This window comes from Flavobacterium sp. PS2 (genome assembly GCF_046250155.1).
GTDB lineage: Bacteria > Bacteroidota > Bacteroidia > Flavobacteriales > Flavobacteriaceae > Flavobacterium.
Genome location: NZ_CP176426.1, coordinates 2,952,326 through 2,972,888 on the forward strand (window position 1 = coordinate 2,952,326; position 20,563 = coordinate 2,972,888).

Sequence of the window (20,563 nt, forward strand, 5' to 3'; positions counted from 1 at the left end):
TATAATGAAAAACATACTCTCATTTTTTACTCTTTTGGTTACAACCATATCATTATCTCAAAGTATTAAATACGATGGCTTTATCTTGGATGAAAAGAAAAATCCGTTAGAAATGGCTAATATTATGGCTGTTAATATAGGAACCAAAGCAATGGATTCGTACGGAATAACCAATGATAAAGGAAGGTTTCAGTTGAGTTTAAAACCAAATTCATCCTACAGCATAAAAATTAGTTATCTCGGAATGAAATCTAAAGAGATAATAATTACAACACAATCTATAAATATTTCTCAGAATATTGTTTTGGATAACCTCGGGATAGAACTTGAGGGAGTCGAGATTGTGCGCGAAATGCCAGTCTCTATAAAAGGAGACACGATTGTATATAACGCAGATTCATTTAAATCTGGAACAGAAAAAAAACTAGAAGATGTTTTGAAAAAACTGCCAGGAGTTGAGGTAAACGCTGATGGTGAAATAGAAGTAGAAGGCAAAAAAGTTTCTAAATTAATGGTCGAAGGCAAAGATTTCTTTGATGGAGATACAAAACTAGGAGTCAAAAACATTCCCGCTGATGCGATTGATAAAGTACAGGTGCTAAGAAATTATAATGAAGTTGGTGCATTAAAAGGATTAGAGAATGATCAGGATAATGTAGCCATGAATATTAAACTTAAAAAAGGAAAGAATAATTTTTGGTTTGGAGATATGACAGCGGGAATAGGAGTTGGCGAACTCGATAGTCGGTATGTAATTAACCCGAAAGTGTTTTATTATAGCCCGAAGTATAGTATTAATGTGATTACCAATTTTAATAATATAGGCGAATTGCCTCTTACGATTCAGGATTATTTTAAGTTTACGGGCGGTTTTAGGAGTATGATGAAAAAAGGTGGAAGTAGTTTTGATGTTTCTTCTAATGATTTAGGAATTTCGCTTTTGCGAAATAATCGAGCAAAAGAAATCGAAACCCAATTTGGAGCTACTAATTTTACTTATAATGTTACTAAATCTTGGAGTTTAAGTGGTTTCGGAATTATTTCTTCGGCTACGACTGAACTCGAAACTAAATCTCAAATCTCAATACTAGAATCTGGAGATCAACAAAAAAGTGATGAACTAACACATCAAAAAAATAATCTGGGACTTTTTAAATTAAGTTCGACTTATAAACCAAACGCAAAATTTCAGTTTGATTATGATGTTTTAACAAAACTATCCAAACAAGAAGAGAATAGTAATTTATTGCGAGAATCGATTGTAGATAATACGACTACAACCGAGAATATATTTACAAAGAAAAAGCAAGATCCAACATCAGTTAATCAAAATTTGAGTTTGTATTATACCAAAAATGACAAGAATATTTTTGCTTTTGAAGCCCAGTATTTATATCAGGATGAGAACCCGTTTTATAATGCCAATTTGCACAGTCAGCCGTTTGATTTATCGGGATATATCTCAGGTCAGGATAGAAATGATTTGAATCAGAATCGGTTTGTGAAAACAAATAAACTAGATGCTAAATTCGATTACTATTATATGGTAACTCCTAAGAGCAATATTAACGTGACGATTGGGAACACCTATTCTCATCAAAATTTTAATTCTCATATTTTTCAAATCTTGGATGATGGCACAACCAATGATTTAAATGCTGCAGAAAATAATAATCAGGTAAATTATAATTTTAATGATGTGTTCTTAGGATTGCATTACAAAATTCTGGCGGGTAAATTCACCTTTACTCCAGGAGTGAGTGTACATTCATATAAGATGGAAAATAACCAATTAGGGTCTGGTTATTCGCAGAATTTTTTTAGAGTTCTACCCGATTTGTTTGCTTTGTATCAGATAAAAAAATCAGAAACATTAACCTATGATTTTTCATTGAGCAATAATTTTACCGATATTAATCAGTTGGCTTCTGGTTACGTTTTGTCTAATTATAGTAATTTGTTTCAAGGGAATCGATTCTTAGAGAATGCAACTTCTCAAGTACATTCTTTGCGTTATTTTAAATACAATATGTTCAATTTTGAGAATATTTTTGCCAATGCTACCTATACCAAAAAAGTAGATGCTGTAAAAACGAAGTCTGATTTTGCAGGAATAAACCAATCTTCGATGCCTTATAATTCTAATTTAGCCGACGAAACTTTTTCAGGATTGGGAAGTTACGGACGTTCATTTTTAAAGAACTATAAAGCATCCGTAAATGCGAGTTTAAACTGGTCTAAGTTTAATAATATCCAGAACGACTCACCTTCAGTAACAGAAAGCTTTAGCCAAAATTATACGGTAAAAGCAGCTACAAATTATAAAGATTTGCCTAATCTAGAATTTGGTTATACTTTTTTGGTTAATGAATATAGTGGTTCTACTTATTATACAGATAAACCTTTTGCTAAGCTGGATTACTATTTTTTAGAAAGTTTTTCTTTTGTTGCCGATTATGAATTTTACCATTATTACAGTAAGAATAAGGCAATCGATAACGAATACGATTTTTTAAATGCTAGTTTGGTTTACCAAAAAAAGGATAGTAAATGGGAGTATAAAGTCTCGGCTACCAATTTGTTAAACACAAAATATTTAAATGATGATAGTTTTTCGCAGTTTTCTACCAGAGTTTCGCAATACACGGTTCAGCCTCGATATATAATCTTTTCGATGAAATATAATTTGTAGTTGTTTGTGTGTTAATTCTTTTTCATCCTAAAAAAAGAAGATATATTTGTGTAGCTTATTAATAATTAATTACAATTTGTATGCGAAACTTTTTGTCTGGCACTTTAGTGCTTTTTTTTGTAACATCATTTTCATTTGCACAAAACCAAACTCTCGAGAAAGGTTCTTATTTGTCTAAAGATAATGATCAGGGGTTAAAGATAAAACTGAATCTACTGGAAAACAATAAGTATGAAATGGTATTTTTGGAAGGTGATTATGAAGTAAAAGAAGATTCATTATTGCTAAAAGGTAAAAATAGAGATGGAGTAGTTTTTGATGTTGACTACACTTATGATAAATCGGAGAGTGCTGGAAAACTGAAAGTTAAATTTGCTGAATCATTATATTATGGTTTTTATATTGGTACACAAAACGGATCAGATCCAGTTCAGTACCAAAAAATATCTGATATAGAAGTTGTTGGAGACCCAAGTGCAGATTCATCATTAAATTTTGAAATTAATCATGCTCAGTTTTTATATCTTGTTTATGAAGGATATGATAGTAATACCCCAAGTAAAGTATTAAAATATGAGATTCCTGCCAAAGCTACAGGCGTAGCGATAAAGTATCAGCCGTATTCTGATAATCCTGAGTTAAAAGGTTTTTTTGATAAAAAGAAAAATGAGTTGGTGGTTTTTGAAATATCGGGTAAAAATCCGTTGACTTTTCAAAATGCAAAAGCACTTAATAAGGAATCAGTAAAAACAAAGTTGCTTCCTCTGGAAAATAAAAGTATTACAGATTGGACTTATCCAGGCAAAGAACCGCTTCTTACAGAAGATTGGGGAGTTGGTACAGATAGTGTAGCTACAGCGGTTTATGATCTTGCCCCAAAAGTAAATTTTAAACTAAAAGTAGAAAAATCTTTAGCAGATGCTATAAAAGTAACCAAAGCTACAGGCGATAAGTTTTTGATTGTATATAATGATATCAATAATAAATCGGCTCAAGATGATTTTGATGCATTTGTCATAGCTCAAGAAGTGAGCATAGGATATAATTTTTACGATGCTTATGATGCTCAATATGATAGATTTAATTATTATTTAGCGACCAAAAGTGATAAAGCCTGGTTGAAGAAAAACAAGATTACAGATTCGCCAAGTATAATTGTATTGGATGAAAACGGAGCTGTTTTAGCAACTGCAAAATCAACTTTGGTAGATAAAACAGATATGTTCTCTTATTATGGATCTTTATTTAACAAATTTAAAAAAACCTATGCAAAGAATAATTTTGCTAAAATAATTACCAATAAAAAAGCCAGTGATGCTGAACTGATAAAAGCATTTAATGATGTTGCAGCACTTGGCAATATTAGCGATTATGATTATGGTACTGAAGAGCCTAAAGAAGGAGATTTTAAATTTATTAAATTCGATCTGGATAAAAAAGAAGCGCAACAAGCTTGGGATAAGATTATTGTGACACATCAAAAAGACGCAAAACCGAATATGATTTTGGTCGAAGCTATCTTGCAGGAAATTAAAAGTGTTGGTTTTAATAAACAAGTTTTTTCGGTAGATAAAGTTTTAAACGATACTGATTTTAAATCGATAGATTACTTGATAAAACATTATGATGCTATCGAAGCGCTGCGTACAGAATATAATGCTCAAGATGAGTCGCGTGTTGCAATTGGTAATATAAACACAGAAATTTCGACTGCTTTACAGAATAACACAAGTTTGTATGTAGATGAAAATACAGAAGCAAAATCCGATTCGGAAAAAGTAATGGAAACATACAAGAAGTTAATTTCTAGCGGAAAAGGTAATTTTGATTCTTATAGAAATTATTTCTATTATTTAGCTGCACATGCCGTAAATGAAGATGTTGGCAATACCTATTTAAGAGAATTTGACGCTTATTTTAATAAGGTTTTGGCAACGCAGGAGAATGTTATCCAAAGACTAGACGAAATATATAGTACAGATGTTACTGCGTCTTATTTCGATTGGAAAGAGTTTAAAGAATACCATACTAATCTTTGTAATGATGTGGCTTGGTATACAGTATTACATTCAAACGATGCAGGTTCTATAAAGAAAGCAATTATATGGTCAGAATACAGTTTGGTTGTTAAAAAGAACGATCCGTATTATCTGGATACATTGGCACAATTGTATTACAAAGACGGACAAAAAGAAAGGGCTATTAAAATGCAACAACATGCTGTAGAACTCTCTAAAGATGTCGAAGAAGAAACTAAGATAGAAATGCAGGAAACATTAGTTAAAATGCAAAACGGAACTTATTAGATTAAAAAAGCCTTTGAAGATAACTTCAAAGGCTTTTTTGGTTTTTAAAAGTGCATTTGGTGTATTTTAATGCAATAATATATTATTTTAGAAATATAAGCAATTCCTTTTATAATATTGATTATTAGCTCTAACCAATTACGATGATTTTTGTTTTTGTTCATCATTCATAACTTTTTAGTTTTTCGTTATTGTTAATGAGCTTTTATGATTTTACGTGTTTTAAAAACCTAAGAATTAATTTTGAAAAAAAAACAATTCGTAGCTCATCTGATACAATTATACTTATGTCTAACACAATTGTAAATGATATAATGAATGTTTTTTATACTTTATTTTTTAATACCAACCATTACTTTAATCTGGTAAGCGGTTAAGGTTTTCTTTCCTTTTGTAACTTTTCCATTTGCACTAATGTAAGTTAAAGTGATAGTGTATTTTGGGCTATCTACTTTTTGAATTACTTTTTCATTTGTATTGTTATTTCGGCTAAAGTTGGAATTTGCATTTACAAAATCATTTATTTTTAAAGGAACTATGTCCTGATTGATTTGTAAATCAATTCCATAATCAGTTTTTTTAGACTTTATAGTGTAATTTTTACCATCTATCGAAGTACAATTGTTGCATTCAAAATCATTGTTATAGGATATTGTAAACAAAAAGTCTTGTCCATGAATGTTTTCTACTTGATTATCTTCATTTCCATAAAAATAATAGTAGAACGAAGTATCTATGTCATCCTTTCGATCATAATAATATCGATACTCAAATCCTAGGCTATTCATTACTTCATTATCACTAGGAGATTTGTCTTTTTTAAGTAAAGCTTCTAATTTTGCTTTAGCATAAGGAACCATAATTTTTGTACCATAATTGTCTTGTAGAAATGTAACTATACTACTTAAATCCTGTTCTTGCTCAAAAGTTAGTTTTTCTTTTTTAGTCTTTTCCATATACATTTCAAATCTTGATAATTGACTGTATTTTGAAATTGAATTAGCGCTTTGAGGACCAACTAATGAAAGTAAAGCTGCTAGACACATACTTATCGGAATGAACTTTATTTTTGGTTGTTTCTTGATTAAAAAATAGGCCACAACTATTGTAAGCCATATTGATAATAACAGAACATAATAGCGTTCATGCGTAAATCCGTAAAGATTAATTCGGTACAAAATTGCCCAAAACAGTAATCCCAGTAACGGAATTAATAGAAAATAAAACAAACGATTAAAAGTTCTTATCCAGAGGTTAGCTTTTTCGGTTGCAATAGGATGAACCAATAAAAAAGAAAGAATCCCGAAAATAGCAAATACCAAAACAAGATAAGAAACCCACCCAACAGGTAAAGATAGTGTTACAAGAATTTTTGCTTCATAACAAATCAAGATCACCAAGTATAAACTTATTAAAGGTAATAAGACATACTGAGTAAAGTTTTTAAGACCTTTTGGGTAATTAAGGACTAAAGGAGATTGTTCATTATTGGTTTCTGGAACTCCACTTAAAAAGAAAGTAGTATTAAAAATTCCGCTGATGATAAAAAAGATATGAAAATAAATATGATCATAAAATTTTACATGAAATAATTCGTGAACAGCTAATATTGCCAAAGCTAAACCAGCATATAGTACAATACTATATAAACCAGCCGTTAAAATCCTAAGGAAAAGTTGCTTGTTAAATTCCCAAAACTCATCCTGATTGTATGCTCTGGGCAAAAATCCTGCAAATGAAACTAACAAATGCAAAGCAATGTTCAGGACTATAAATTGCTGTATTTCTATTTCTGTAATAGCTTCATGAAAATTGAAAATAAATAGAAAGATTAAAGATCCCAGTATGATACTGGTTAGGTAACGTAGAAGGTTGTTCTTTTTTGCAGCTATAAAAAATAAACTAACAGAAAGGAATAAAACTAAGCATAAAGAGCAACTCATTAAAGCTTTTACATAAAGCTCTTTGTTTGGATCGTCATACTTTGCTTCGTTGAGAATAATGGTGAGAATAGTTCCTGTAATCGAGATTAAAATTTCTAATGGAAATCTAAGAACTGTCTTTAGTGTTGAGTTTAAAACGTTTTGAAAAGAAGGGAATTTAGCCATATTTTTTTGGTAGGTTTTGTTCTACGAAGGAAAGAAAATAGAAGCACATTGCCAAAGAAAAACCCCGAAGTCTGCATTTGCAAATTTCGGGGTTTAATATATACTAAGATTTATTTTAAGCTTCTAAAAAGAACTTCAAATTACAATCCAAAAGCAGCTTTTACCTGGTCAACAAAATCAAGTTTTTCCCAAGTAAACAATTCTACAGTAACAGTTTTTTCATTTCCTCCCGGAGCAGAAAAAGTTTTAGTTACAATTTCTGGTTTACGACCCATGTGTCCGTAAGCAGCGGTTTCGCTATAAATAGGATTTCTTAATTTTAAACGTTGTTCGATAAAGTAAGGACGCATATCAAAAATAGCTTCTACTTTTTTAGCGATTTCACCGTTAGTTAAGTTTACTTTAGATGTTCCGTAAGTATCAATAAAAATACCCATTGGTTTTGCAACACCAATAGCATAAGAAACTTGTACCAAGATTTCATCAGCAATACCAGCAGCAACTAAGTTTTTAGCGATATGACGTGTAGCGTAAGCAGCACTTCTATCTACTTTACTTGGATCTTTTCCAGAGAAAGCACCACCACCGTGAGCACCTTTACCACCGTAAGTATCTACAATTATTTTTCTTCCTGTTAATCCAGTATCTCCGTGAGGACCTCCAATTACGAATTTTCCTGTAGGGTTAATGTGATATTGAATTTTATCGTTAAATAAATGTGCGTGAGTTGGGTTCTTAGCAATAATTCTTGGAATAAGAATTTCGATAATATCCTTTTTGATTTTAGCAAGCATTACTGCTTCTTCATCAAAATCATCGTGTTGAGTAGATATTACAATTGCATCGATACGTGTTGGCTTATTGTCATCACTGTATTCTAATGTTACCTGAGATTTAGCATCAGGACGTAAATAAGTGATTTCTTTGTTCTCACGTCTTAAAATAGCTAATTCTTGTAGTAATTTATGAGATAAATCAAGTGCCAAAGGCATATAATTTTCAGTTTCGTTAGTTGCATAACCAAACATCATACCTTGATCACCAGCTCCTTGTTCTTCAGGATTTGCTCTGTCAACACCTTGATTGATGTCTGCAGATTGTTCGTGAATAGCAGATAAAATTCCGCAAGAGTTTGCCTCAAACATATATTCGCTTTTCGTATAACCAATTTTTCTGATTACTTCGCGAGCGATCTGTTGTACATCTAAATATGTATTTGATTTTACTTCACCGGCCAATATTACTTGTCCAGTTGTTACTAAAGTTTCGCATGCTACTTTAGAATCTGCATCAAATGCTAAAAAATTATCAATTAATGCATCTGAGATTTGATCCGCAACTTTGTCTGGATGTCCTTCGCTAACAGATTCTGACGTAAATAAATAAGCCATAATATTTATTAAATTAAAATTATAAAATTAAGCGAGGAAAAGAAATAATTGCTGGAAATGCTAAAGGAGGATTCCTGCTTTAGCATTTTTTAAAACTGAAATGAAAATCTTTCAGCATCCATAATGAATGTTTTCATTATGAAGAGGTTGCAATCAGTCCAAATTTTTCCTCTGTATTTGGCTGCAAAGGTATAAAACCATTTTGAATTGCAAATTAATCTTTTGTTTTTTTAATTTAATATACAAAAATTTAACATATTCGACTTGTTCTATAGAGTTTAGAAAATAAATCGACATTTGTTTGGTAGACTAAAAAATAGTTCGCAAATTTGCCCCAACAAAACAAAAGAAAAATGAAATTCACTGTTAACAATATGATGTCTTGTAAGATGCCGGAGTATTCCGCAGAGATACTATTGTAGTTTATTTTCAAAAATATACATAGAACCTCTGCAAATTGCAGAGGTTTTTTTGTTTAATGAAGAAAACAAAACAGAATGTCATTTTAAACCAAAATATTAATAAATCAGTAAAAAAGTAATGAAAAAAAATGTAGCATTAGTTTTAGGTCTTTTGACATTTTCGGGCATTTATGCTCAGGAAAATAAAAAGGAGAAAGATACTTTACAAAATAATGAATTATCAGAAGTAACAATAATCGGCTCTAGAAGTAAAAACAGAGTTAAGACTGATGTACCCGTTCCAATCGATATTTTTAATATTTCAGAAATAACAAAAGGAGCACCACAAACCAGTGTAACTCAAATATTAAATTATGTTGCACCGTCGTTTACCAGTAATCCAACTTCTACAGCAGATGGAACCGACCATATTGATCCAGCACAATTAAGAGGATTAGGACCAGATCAAGTTTTAATACTTGTAAATGGTAAAAGAAGACACACAAGTTCTTTGGTAAATATCAATGGAGCGCCAGGAAGAGGTTCTGTTGGAACAGATTTAAATGCAATACCATCATTTGCAATAGAAAGAATTGAAGTACTAAGAGATGGGGCGGCAGCTCAATACGGGTCTGATGCAATTGCGGGAGTAATTAACATTGTATTAAAAAAGAATGCTAATTATCTTTCGGGAGATGTACAATATGGAGCAAACATGTCTTCGGGATCTAATAACTTTAAAGGAGGAACTGATGGTCAGGCTTTACAAGTAGATTTAAATTACGGAACATCTTTGGGTAAAGAAGGAAGTTTCCTGAGCGTTACAGGTAGTGCGGTTACAAGACAAGCAACCAGTAGAGCAGGAATTAGAAGTAATGCTATTTTTAATGCTTATAATGCTGTCGAATATAGAGCGGCTCAGAATGGTGTAAATGTGAATTCATTGTTCAGTAACATTAATACAACTCCAAACTCAGCTCAAATTATAAGTACATTACAACAATACGCTCCACAAGTTAGTTATTTTACGGCAGCACAACAAACAGCAATTGCTGGCGCAACAAATATTACACAAATGCAAGCGGCATTAGGTTTTGATGCAACCAATAATGAAATCAATTATAGAGGTCAGGAAAGAAGTGATTACAACATGAGCGTTGGTCAGTCAGAATTAGCATCTGGGCAACTATATTATAATACCAAATATCCATTAACAGAAATTACTTCGTTGTACTCATTTGGAGGAGTTTCGTATAGAAACGGAAAATCATATGCTTTTAACAGATTACCTAATGGATCTGGAACATTTACACAAGTATATGCCAATGGATTTTTGCCAGAAATAGAATCGGATATTATTGATGCTTCTTCTGCTGTAGGACTTACAACTCAATTATTCGGATTTGACACTGATATTAGTACAAACCTTGGATCAAACTCTTTTAAGTATGATGTGAACAATACTATTAATGCTACTTTAGGAACAAACTCTGATTCTAGTTTTTATGCTGGTAAAGTTTCGTTTTTACAAAGTACAACCAATTTAGATTTAAGTAAAAAGTATGATGTTCTTGATGGATTGAACGTAGCTTTTGGAGGAGAATTTAGATATGAAAATTATCAGATAAAACAAGGAGATGTTGAGTCTTATGGTTTATACGATGTAAACGGAAATCTGGTTTCTGGAATTTTACCAAGTAACTCACCATTAATTGTAACCGACTTTTTTGGAAATAAGCGTGGAGCAGGAGCACAAGGTTTCTCAGGATTCCAACCATCAGATGCTAAAGAAAAAGATAGAAGAAGTGGTGCAGCATATATAGATCTAGAATTAAACGCAACCAAAAATTGGTTAATCAACGGAGCTGCTCGTTATGAGAATTATTCAGATTTTGGTAGTACAGTTACTTTTAAACTAGCTTCACTTTTAAAATTGAATGATAATATTAACTGGAGAATTTCTGGGCAAACAGGTTTTAGAGCACCATCATTACAACAAAAATATTTTGAAAGTAGCTCAACACAATTTATTAATGGTTCGCCTTACCAAGTAGGATATTTTACAAATGATTCTGAAGCTGCAAAAAGTATTGGAGTTGAGAATTTAAAACCAGAAACATCTAAAAGTATAAGTACAGGATTTACATTTAAGATTCCAGCAGCTAATATTACAATTGCTACAGATGCTTATTTTACAAGAATCGACGACAGAATTGTTTTAACAGGACAATATGCAAGACCTACAGATGCACAAATAAATGGAGCAACATCTCCAGAACAAAAAGATGCATTAACATTGTTTCAGCAAGCATTTGATCTAAAAGGTGTAGAAAGAGCTTCATTTTGGACAAACGGAATTAACTCTGAAACTAAAGGAATCGACTTAGTGATTTCTCAAAAATATAATGTTATTGAGGATTTTACAATCAGAAATGATTTTGCTTTAAGTTATAATACAACAAAAAGAGTTGGATCATTAAATGTTCCTCAATCTATTGTTAATGCAGGTGGAGATCCATATGTATATTCATTTTTCCCAGAGTCAAGCAGAATTTATCTGGAAGAAGCAATCCCAAAATTGAAAGCTAATTTAATGACTACTTTCAGTATTAAGAAACTGGATATTTATTTAAGAAATAGTTATTTCGGAAAAGTTACAGATCCAGGAGCAACAGATGTAAACTTAGATGGTTTTTCTTCAGTTTATGAGCACCCAGAATACAGTGCAAAATTAGTGACCGATTTATCTTTAGGATATCAAATAAACGAACATTTAAGAGTAACACTAGGAGTTAATAATATAGGAGATGTTTATCCTGACAGAAATAATCCAGCAACTCCTGCTTTTACAAATACAACACCAACATTGTCTCCTGCGCCAAGTACAGATTTAAGTAATGCAAATCAGTTTGCTTATTCTAGAGCAGTATCACAATTTGGATTAAACGGAAGATTTGGTTTTGCCCGTTTAAGTTTTAAAATATAATTTAATTGCTGAGTGTTATTTTGATGTTTAAAATAAAATGCACCCAGTGATTTCGATTAAAAGTAACCATTTAAGTAATATAAGTTCATTTAAGTAACCTATCTAGAAAACTTATATCTTCTTAAATTACTTATATGGTTTAAAAACTATATAATGCTTTAGTAGCAATAATAGGGCTTTAGGTAGTTAGGAAATCTTTTTATGTAAAAAATTGAAATTAAGTTTGGTGATTAAAATTATAGTTACTATATTTACTCTATCGAATTAGTAGAACTAATAAAAACAGATAAAAACAAATTTTATAAAATGAATACAATAGCAAATAATATGATAATGTGTTGTAAGATGATGCAAATGTGCATCCCAATTTGCTATTGCCAAAAGTGAAAGATTAAATCTTTGTTATAGTTAAAGCTATAAGCCCTTTTGGTAGCCATCCGAAAGGGCTTTTTTTTATTCCATAATTTAAAATTTAAAAATCATGAAAACATTCTATAAAATTTCAAGAGCAATTCAAGCTTTATTGAAAGCAGATGCCAAAAGAATTTTTGGTGTAATACAAACCAAAAGAATAAATACAAACGAAGTAAAAGGAAAATTGTATACGAGTGAGTCAAACTCATTATTGTTTCAGATGTATGCCCACGAAGATGAAGATCTTTTTATATAAATAGAAAAATAATTAAGAAATATAAACACACAATCTTTTAACTAATTAAAAAAATAGAACCCATGAGCACACAAAAATTCGCAACAAACGCACTACACGCAGGACATGATGTAACAAAAAACGGTAATACAAGAGCAGTGCCTATTTACCAAACATCATCTTATGTTTTTAATAATTCAGATCATGCAGCTAATTTGTTTGGTCTAGCCGAAGCAGGATTTATTTACACACGATTAAATAACCCTACAAATGATGTTCTGGAACAACGACTGGCAGCGCTAGAAGGTGGTATTGGAGCAGTTGTAACAGCATCTGGCGCATCAGCAATTGCAACAACTTTGCTAACATTGCTTAAAGCAGGAGATCATATTGTAGCATCAAATAGTTTATACGGAGGAACTTATAATTTATTAAAAGTTACTTTGCCAAGATTAGGAATCACAACCACATTTGTAGATCCATCTGATGCCGAAAACTTTACAAAAGCGGCTAAAGAAAATACAAGAGTCTTTTTTGTAGAGTCATTAGGGAATCCAAAATTAGATGTATTAGATTTAAAAGCAATTTCGGCAGAAGCCAAAGCATTTAAAGTTCCATTTATTGTTGACAACACCGTTCCAACACCATATTTGCTTAATCCAATAGAACATGGAGCAAATATTGTAATTCATTCCCTAACCAAGTATATCTCAGGAAACGGAACTTCTTTAGGAGGAGCAATTATCGATGCTGGAACTTTTGACTGGGCAAACGGAAAATTCCCTGAGTTTACAGAACCATCTGCAGGTTATCACGGATTAGTTTATAACGAAGCATTAGGAAATGCTGCATTTATTGCCAAAGCACGTATAGAAGGATTACGCGATTTTGGTTCAGCATTGAGTCCATTTAATGCTTTTCAGATTATTCAGGGATTGGAGACTTTACCCATACGTATTAAGAAGCATAGCGAAAACGCATTAGCCTTAGCAACATGGTTACAGGCACAAGATGAGGTGGTTTGGGTAAATTACCCAGGTCTAAAATCGAATAAATATTATGTCTTGGGACAAGAATATTTGCCGAAAGGACAAAGCGGAATCATAACTTTTGGATTAAAAGGTGGTTTTGAAGCTGCCAAAAAAGTAGCTGATGAAACCAAATTATTCTCACTTCTTGCAAATATAGGCGATACAAAGTCACTGATTATTCATCCTGCAAGTACAACTCACCAACAATTATCAGAAGAAGAACAATTCGCAACAGGAGTTTCAAAAGATTTGATTCGACTTTCGGTAGGGATTGAAGATATAGACGATTTGATTGCCGATTTACAAGCGGTATTTAAAAATATAAAGAGTGCTCAATTAGCATAAATTAGAAAGTTAGGTTTTTTTGTTTTTTGTTAGAAAAATTGCCTTTAACCACGTGAGCAGGGTTAAAGGTGATTTTCAAAAAATAATCAAAAACAATAATACTAAGTAAAAGTTCAAAACAATATTTCTTGAACTGCTTTCCTGGCATAGATGCAAAAGATAAACACGAATTTCACGAATTGGCACAAATCATAATGATTAGCTTAGTTTGTGAAATTAATTTCACAAACTAATTAGTGCCAATTCGTGAAATTCGTGTTTAAATTAATTGTCCAGATGGTAGATTTCTTGAATTTATTTTAAAATAAAAGTAAAAATTATGTCAAAGCTTAAAATAAACATCATCCTTTTTGGAATAGGAAATATTGGCAGCACTTTAATAAATCAGATAATTGAGAGCCAAGTATTTTTTAGCGAAAATAAAAGCATTGATTTGCGGTTTCCTATCATAACCAATTCTACATTGGCATTTTTTGAAAAAGAAGGCGCAGAGAATGCCTGGGAAGCCAATTTTGTACATCTCGCAATTCCTTTTAAGGTAGATGATATTATTGCTTTTGCAAAAGAGAATGCTTTCGAAAACTTAATTGCTGTAGATGCAACTGCAAGTGACGAATTAATAGATCATTATATTCCGTTAGTTCAAAATGGGTTTAATATTGTGGCAGTAAATAAAAAAGCAAATACATTGCCGATAGACTTTTATAGAGAACTAAGAGAAAATCTTAAAAAATACGATAAAGAATTTTTATACGAAACCTCAGTAGATACTGGTTTTCCGGTATTACAAACCATTAGAGATTTATACAACTCGGGAGAGAAAATAACCAAGATAAGAGGTGTTTTTTCAGATTCATTAAGTTACGTATTTAATCGATTTTCATCAGAGGATACTTGTTTCTCTACTATTTTAAAAGATGCCGAAAAGCTACAGTTAATAACATCCGATTACGAAGGAGATTTATCAGGTAGTGATGCGGCCGAGAAATTACTTATTCTTACTAGGGAAATAGGGAAAGACTTTGAAATTTCGGATATTAAAACAACTCCACTTTTAGATCATAATCAATATGAGATAAATGCCAAATCAAAGCGTGTGATTAATAAAGAGCTATTAGATAAGTCCTTTAAAATTGCAAAAATTACACAATCCGATAATCATGTTTTACGATATGTTGGAGAGTATAATGTTTTAGAAAATAAACTAGAAGTCAGATTAGTTTCAGAATCTACCAAAACTGCAATCGGGCAATTAAAAGGATCAGATACTATTTTTGAAATCTACACACAATCTTACGGAAACATTCCGATAGTTATTCAAAGTGCTGCTGCGGGAAAAGAAGCTATAGCAAGAGGAGTTATAACAGACATTCTAAAAGTTGCCGAAAAGATAAAAAATAAAGAAGCTATTTGGGCTTAGAAATTTTTGAAATTGAATTTTATATTCAATTTTTTTTTGATTTATAGTTAGATGTTCTTTGAAATTTATGTTTAGTGAGGGAAGTTTTTAAACAGTTGAGTGTTAATTTTATACCTCATTCGGAGTATTTCGTCGAAAAAAAGTAACATTTCGTCGTTTTTTTGTTTTTAAATGCAAATTTAACGTGATTTTATCATTAAAATATGGATTCTGGCTTGGTTAATTCGAAAAAACGTCGCATATTTGTTAAACCAAAAAGATACCAAAAATGAATTTTAATATTTGTAAAATTAATAAGGTCATGTCGGAGAAATCCGTAGGGAAGTCTATTGCTTAAAATTATATCTATAAAAAAATATATAGCAAAGCCTCCCAAATTTATTGGGAGGCTTTTTTTTTAGATTATACAAATATTGAAATTTTTTAAAATGATAAATAATAATATTAAAATGAATAATAACTCGAAGTTTAAGATGATGCAGAATGTCGCGCTTATTTGCGTACGCGTCTATTGATTTCCAAAAGTATAATAAGTTTAAACGACTTAAACCCTTTTGGTATAATTATCAAAAGGGTTTTTTTTTGGACATCGAGTTCATTTAATAAAAACAAACACAAATAAACAATTATAAAACACACATGTTATGAGCACACAAAACTACTTCGCAAAAAGGTTCGGATTCTTTAGATTCTTCAGAGCTAAAAAAACAATAACAATCCAAACTGTAAATGAATTGGCACATCCAAGATTTGGAATGGAAGCTACAGATGAAACTGCAGAAAAAAAAGCACCTAATTCTTTGCTTTTCTTGATGTATTCAAAAGAGAATGAAACTTTATTTATTTAAATTAAAACTTTAAATAAAATACAAGCTAACAATATGAATTTTCTGGATATATATGTCCAGCGGTTGCTTGTACGTGATTGTTTTGTTTGAACTATTTTGTAAACGAACTAAAATCAAATGAATAAAAAATTTGGTCGTTTAAGAAAATAGTAGTTAATTTGTGCCATTAAGTTCAAAAACGTATTGAAATGTTATAAAGAAAGGACGAGGGATTAGACCCGATGAATCCTTAGCAACCCTTCGATAAATCGAAGAAGGTGCTGCATTCTACCACGCCCAACGTGGAAAGATAACACAAAGAATTTCTCTAGCATAGCTCTAGTTTTTTCTTTTTAATATTTCCATGTACAAATCAAAAATTACAAAAGATTTGAAATTGGAAAATAAAACCATCCCGATTATATTACAGAATTTTGTCACCGAAAGTGGCGCTTCGTATAATGCGATTAACCTAAGTTATGAACTTTTTGGTTTACCGTTGCACACTGCGCCTATAGTTTTGGTAAATCATGCATTAACAGGAAACGCTCAGGTTACGGGCGAGAATGGTTGGTGGAATGATTTAATTGGTGATAATAAAACCATTGATACTGCAAAATATACAATTCTAGCTTTTAATGTTCCAGGAAATGGACATAACGGAATCTCGATTGAAAACCATACAGATTTTACCGCCAGAGATGTTGCCCGAATTTTCATAAAAGGGATTGAGTTTCTTAAAATCAATCAATTATATGCAATTATAGGTGGTTCTGTAGGTGGTGGTATCGCATGGGAAATTTTGGCATTAGAACCTCAAATCACTAAACATTTAATACCTATTGCAACCGATTGGAAATCTACCGATTGGTTAATTGCAAATTGCTATTTGCAAGAGCAAATCCTAAACAATTCTTCAAGACCAATAGAAGATGCGCGAATTCATGCCATGTTATGTTATCGCTCGCCAGAATCTTTTAAAGAAAAATTTCAGAGAACTAAAAATGATGAACTAGCTATTTTTAATGTAGAAAGCTGGCTGGGACATCATGGGAAAAAGCTTCAAAAAAGGTATCAAATTTCATCATATAAATTAATGAATCAGTTGCTTAAAACAATTGATATTACAAGGAATACAGCCGATTTTGAAACATTATTATCAAAAACAACTGCCCATATCCATATCATAGGGATTAATTCGGACTTGTTTTTTAGTGCAAAAGAAAATCAGGAAACCTATCAGGAATTAAAAAAGTTCAAAGAAAATGTTTCATATAGCGAAATAGATTCTGTTCACGGACATGATGCTTTTTTAATCGAGTACAAACAATTAGATAATTTGCTTGCGTCTATTTTTTAGAGCAACATAAAATACAACACAAATAAGATGAAAATATTAAAATTTGGAGGTAAATCTTTATCAAACGGAGAAGGACTTAATAAAGTAGTTTCTATAATTATTGATAAAATAAATCAAGGTGAGAAAATTGCCGTAGTAGTTTCTGCTCGTGGTAACGCAACAGATGAACTAGAAGATATATTAACAATTGCTTCTAAAAACGGAAATTACAAGCCGTTATTAGAGAGTTTTAAAACATACCAGATATCAGAGTATTCAAACGTTGATTTCTCGGAAGAGTTTGGTGTTTTGGATAAACTTTTTGAAGGAGTTAGTTTAATTGGTGACTACAGCAAGAAGATAAAAGATCAGGTTCTTTCGAAAGGAGAATTGCTTTCGGCTAAATTATTGACTTCAATTTTGCTGGGTAAAGGTATTCCTGCGAACTTTGCCGATTCTAGAGAACTGCTTAAAACAGATTCTAAATTTGGTGATGCACAACTTCTAGAACAATTGTCTAAGAAAAATGTAATCAACTATTTTAAACAATATAATGGGTCAACTGTAAATATTGTTACAGGATTTATTGGTTCAAATAATAGTAATGAGACAACTACATTAGGCAGAAATGGGAGTAATTATACAGCTTCATTATTAGCAAATTATCTTGATGCCGAAGAACTTCAGAATTTTACGCACGTTGACGGAATTTATACAGCAAATCCTGATTTAGTTAGTGATGCTAAAAAGATTGAATATTTATCATTTAACGAAGCAAATGAGTTGGCTAATTTTGGCGCTACCATTTTGCATGCAAAAACGATTATTCCGTTAATTGAAAAAAGTATTCCGCTTCGTATTTTAAATACATTTAATCACGAAAACCGCGGTACATTAATCACGTCAGATTCTGCTAAAGAAGGAATTAAAACACTTTCAGTTTTAGAGAACTTATCATTGGTTAATCTTGAAGGACGAGGATTACTTGGTAAAGCTGGTGTCGATGCTCGTATTTTTAAAGTAATGGGAGATAATGATATTAGTGTAAGTATTATTTCGCAAGGTTCATCAGAAAGAGGAATCGGACTTGTAGTTGCAACAGATAAAGCAACAACAGCAATGATAGAACTGGAAAAAGAGTTTGAAAACGATTTTTATTCTAAAGATGTTAACCAGATTACAGTAACCGATAATGTTTCGGTAATTTCGATAATAGGACAAGATTTAAGTACATTCCATAAACCATACACTGCATTAATCAAGAATAAAATTGTTCCGATTTTGTTTAACAATACCGTTACGGGTAAAAACGTGAGTTTGGTAGTTAAAAAATCAGAACTTCATAAAGCCTTAAATGTAATTCACGGAGAGATATTTGGAGTTTCAAAGAAAATCAATATTGCTATTTTCGGTCACGGATTAGTTGGAGGAACTTTGATAAACCAAATCTTGGCTTCGGCTGCTAGCATCGAAAAACGTAAACATATTAAGCTGAATGTTTTTGCTATTGCCAATTCTAAAAAAGTGCTTTTAAATAAAAAAGGAGTTTCTGCAGATTGGAAAAAAGATATCGAAAACGACGGAGTTGCTTATACAATTAATGATGTTATTGCTTACGCAAATGAGAATCACTTAGAGAATTTAATTGCGATTGATAATACGGCAAGCGCGACTTTCGTTGAAAATTATATCTCGTTAGTAGAAAGTAGTTTTGATTTAATTTCGTCAAATAAAGTAGCCAATACACTTAGTTATGGTTTTTATAAAGAACTAAGAAAAGCTTTGGCAGACAATCAAAAAAACTATTTGTATGAAACCAATGTTGGTGCAGGATTGCCATTAATTGATACAATAAAATTATTACACCTTTCAGGAGAGAATATCACCAAGATAAAAGGAGTTTTCTCAGGAACGTTGAGTTATTTATTTAATAATTTCTCTGCCAAAGATGCTCCGTTTAGTGAAATATTGAAAGAAGCTATCGATAACGGATATACAGAACCAGATCCACGTGAGGATTTATGTGGTAATGATGTTGGAAGAAAATTATTAATTTTAGCTAGAGAATTAGATTTACAAAATGAATTTGAAGAAATCTCTATTCAGAATTTAATTCCAGAACATTTACGTGAAGGAAACGTTACAGATTTCTTGACTAAATTAAAAGAATTTGATCCAATTTATGACAAGATTAAAAAGGATCAAAAACCAAATCACGTATTAAGATACATAGGCGAGTTATCTGGTGATTTGCAAAACGACAAAGGAGTTCTGGAAGTAAAATTAGTTTCGGTACCTTCGGATACAGCTTTGGGCGGATTAAAAGGATCTGATTCTTTCTTCGAAATTTATACTGAATCTTATGGAGACAGACCAATCGTAATACAAGGAGCAGGAGCAGGATCGGCAGTGACAGCAAGAGGTGTTTTTGGAGATGTTTTGAGATTGTCGGATAAAGAATAATTCACGCGAACTATTAAAATCACATATTTAAAAAATGAAAAAACTTTTTTTACTGTTATTATTTACAAACGTTATTACTGCGCAAGTTTCGAGTATTGTTAGAAACAAAGACAGTTATACACAAGAAGTTTTTCCATACAAAGGAGTTAGAGCGATACAAATAGATGAGGTTAACTCTCCAGGAAACGAGGATAATGTATTTATTTTTTCTAAGATTGAAAAAAATGCAAATCCAGATAAAATGTATTTTCAACGGTTTACAAAAGTTAATGATAAATGGATCGTAAAATCTATTATTGAAGTAAACCATAACGGAATCATTTCGGCTTGGGGAAGTAGAAAAGCTTTTTGGGATTTTGATAAAGACAAAAGTATTGATGCTCTTTTTATTTACGGACTTTATGATGCTGATTTTAAACAACAATCAGTTCATTTAATCTTTTCGCAAAAAGACCAGCTTTACACTATAGAATCTAGTGTCTCGGATAATTTTGGAACAGATAAATTCTCCTCTAATTTTGATTCTTTGAGTGAAATATATAAGGCCAAAATTCTAGAATATTGGAATAAATTAGACAAAAAAGATAAATAAGCGGAATCACTTT

Annotated in this window: 12 protein-coding genes and 1 riboswitch; of the genes, 10 read left to right on the top strand and 2 right to left on the bottom strand. The window is 31.4% G+C overall.

Annotation, left to right across the window (positions count from 1 at the left end; genetic code table 11):
- The first annotated feature begins 4 nt into the window (after positions 1-4).
- Together ACJ6WR_RS12785 and ACJ6WR_RS12790 are read left to right on the top strand one after the other, a co-directional pair.
- Positions 5-2,692: a carboxypeptidase-like regulatory domain-containing protein gene (locus ACJ6WR_RS12785; RefSeq protein ID WP_409415432.1), complete on the top strand. Its 2,688-nt coding sequence runs from the start codon at positions 5-7 to the stop codon at positions 2,690-2,692.
- Between the two features lie 80 nt (positions 2,693-2,772).
- Complete coding sequence (locus tag ACJ6WR_RS12790; RefSeq protein ID WP_409415433.1) at positions 2,773-4,998, top strand: hypothetical protein; 2,226 nt, start codon at positions 2,773-2,775, stop codon at positions 4,996-4,998.
- Positions 4,999-5,330: 332 nt separating this feature from the next.
- Here ACJ6WR_RS12790 and ACJ6WR_RS12795 read toward each other — a convergent pair whose 3' ends face one another.
- Positions 5,331-7,106, bottom strand: a complete 1,776-nt coding sequence (locus tag ACJ6WR_RS12795) for a DUF4153 domain-containing protein (protein ID WP_409415434.1) — start codon at positions 7,104-7,106, stop codon at positions 5,331-5,333.
- A gap of 140 nt (positions 7,107-7,246) precedes the next feature.
- Positions 7,247-8,497 (bottom strand): methionine adenosyltransferase, encoded by a 1,251-nt coding sequence (gene metK, locus ACJ6WR_RS12800; RefSeq protein ID WP_039112471.1) that lies wholly within the window; start codon positions 8,495-8,497, stop codon positions 7,247-7,249.
- 540 nt (positions 8,498-9,037) lie between these two features.
- Here metK and ACJ6WR_RS12805 point away from each other — a divergent pair.
- The 8 genes from ACJ6WR_RS12805 (at position 9,038) to ACJ6WR_RS12840 (ending at position 20,550) form a co-directional block, all read left to right on the top strand.
- Positions 9,038-11,884, top strand: coding sequence for a TonB-dependent receptor plug domain-containing protein (locus ACJ6WR_RS12805; RefSeq protein WP_409415435.1), 2,847 nt, complete (start codon positions 9,038-9,040; stop codon positions 11,882-11,884).
- A 481-nt stretch (positions 11,885-12,365) separates the two neighbouring features.
- Positions 12,366-12,554 carry a hypothetical protein gene (locus ACJ6WR_RS12810; RefSeq protein WP_039112469.1) on the top strand — a complete coding sequence of 63 codons (189 nt, stop codon included), beginning with the start codon at positions 12,366-12,368 and terminating at the stop codon, positions 12,552-12,554.
- A gap of 62 nt (positions 12,555-12,616) precedes the next feature.
- Positions 12,617-13,909 (top strand): O-acetylhomoserine aminocarboxypropyltransferase/cysteine synthase family protein, encoded by a 1,293-nt coding sequence (locus tag ACJ6WR_RS12815; RefSeq protein ID WP_409415436.1) that lies wholly within the window; start codon positions 12,617-12,619, stop codon positions 13,907-13,909.
- Positions 13,910-14,228: 319 nt separating this feature from the next.
- Complete coding sequence (locus tag ACJ6WR_RS12820; protein WP_039112467.1) at positions 14,229-15,329, top strand: aspartate kinase; 1,101 nt, start codon at positions 14,229-14,231, stop codon at positions 15,327-15,329.
- A gap of 644 nt (positions 15,330-15,973) precedes the next feature.
- Positions 15,974-16,177 (top strand): hypothetical protein, encoded by a 204-nt coding sequence (locus tag ACJ6WR_RS12825; protein ID WP_039112466.1) that lies wholly within the window; start codon positions 15,974-15,976, stop codon positions 16,175-16,177.
- A 188-nt stretch (positions 16,178-16,365) separates the two neighbouring features.
- Positions 16,366-16,473, top strand: a riboswitch (SAM riboswitch).
- 80 nt (positions 16,474-16,553) lie between these two features.
- A complete protein-coding gene (locus tag ACJ6WR_RS12830; protein ID WP_240474695.1) occupies positions 16,554-17,516 on the top strand; it encodes an alpha/beta fold hydrolase in 963 nt (320 codons plus the stop codon).
- Positions 17,517-17,543: 27 nt separating this feature from the next.
- Complete coding sequence (gene thrA, locus ACJ6WR_RS12835; protein WP_039112465.1) at positions 17,544-19,958, top strand: bifunctional aspartate kinase/homoserine dehydrogenase I; 2,415 nt, start codon at positions 17,544-17,546, stop codon at positions 19,956-19,958.
- A 34-nt stretch (positions 19,959-19,992) separates the two neighbouring features.
- Positions 19,993-20,550 (top strand): hypothetical protein, encoded by a 558-nt coding sequence (locus ACJ6WR_RS12840; RefSeq protein WP_409415437.1) that lies wholly within the window; start codon positions 19,993-19,995, stop codon positions 20,548-20,550.
- Positions 20,551-20,563: the final 13 nt, after the last annotated feature.

What these genes read in the sequence shown, in the direction of transcription:
- ACJ6WR_RS12785 (WP_409415432.1), top strand. Translation starts at nt 5, where the DNA reads ATGAAAAACATACTCTCATTTTTTACTCTTTTGGTTACAACCATATCA.
- ACJ6WR_RS12790 (WP_409415433.1), top strand. Translation starts at nt 2,773, where the DNA reads ATGCGAAACTTTTTGTCTGGCACTTTAGTGCTTTTTTTTGTAACATCA.
- ACJ6WR_RS12795 (WP_409415434.1), bottom strand. Translation starts at nt 7,106, where the DNA reads ATGGCTAAATTCCCTTCTTTTCAAAACGTTTTAAACTCAACACTAAAG.
- metK (WP_039112471.1), bottom strand. Translation starts at nt 8,497, where the DNA reads ATGGCTTATTTATTTACGTCAGAATCTGTTAGCGAAGGACATCCAGAC.
- ACJ6WR_RS12805 (WP_409415435.1), top strand. Translation starts at nt 9,038, where the DNA reads ATGAAAAAAAATGTAGCATTAGTTTTAGGTCTTTTGACATTTTCGGGC.
- ACJ6WR_RS12810 (WP_039112469.1), top strand. Translation starts at nt 12,366, where the DNA reads ATGAAAACATTCTATAAAATTTCAAGAGCAATTCAAGCTTTATTGAAA.
- ACJ6WR_RS12815 (WP_409415436.1), top strand. Translation starts at nt 12,617, where the DNA reads ATGAGCACACAAAAATTCGCAACAAACGCACTACACGCAGGACATGAT.
- ACJ6WR_RS12820 (WP_039112467.1), top strand. Translation starts at nt 14,229, where the DNA reads ATGTCAAAGCTTAAAATAAACATCATCCTTTTTGGAATAGGAAATATT.
- ACJ6WR_RS12825 (WP_039112466.1), top strand. Translation starts at nt 15,974, where the DNA reads ATGAGCACACAAAACTACTTCGCAAAAAGGTTCGGATTCTTTAGATTC.
- thrA (WP_039112465.1), top strand. Translation starts at nt 17,544, where the DNA reads ATGAAAATATTAAAATTTGGAGGTAAATCTTTATCAAACGGAGAAGGA.
- ACJ6WR_RS12840 (WP_409415437.1), top strand. Translation starts at nt 19,993, where the DNA reads ATGAAAAAACTTTTTTTACTGTTATTATTTACAAACGTTATTACTGCG.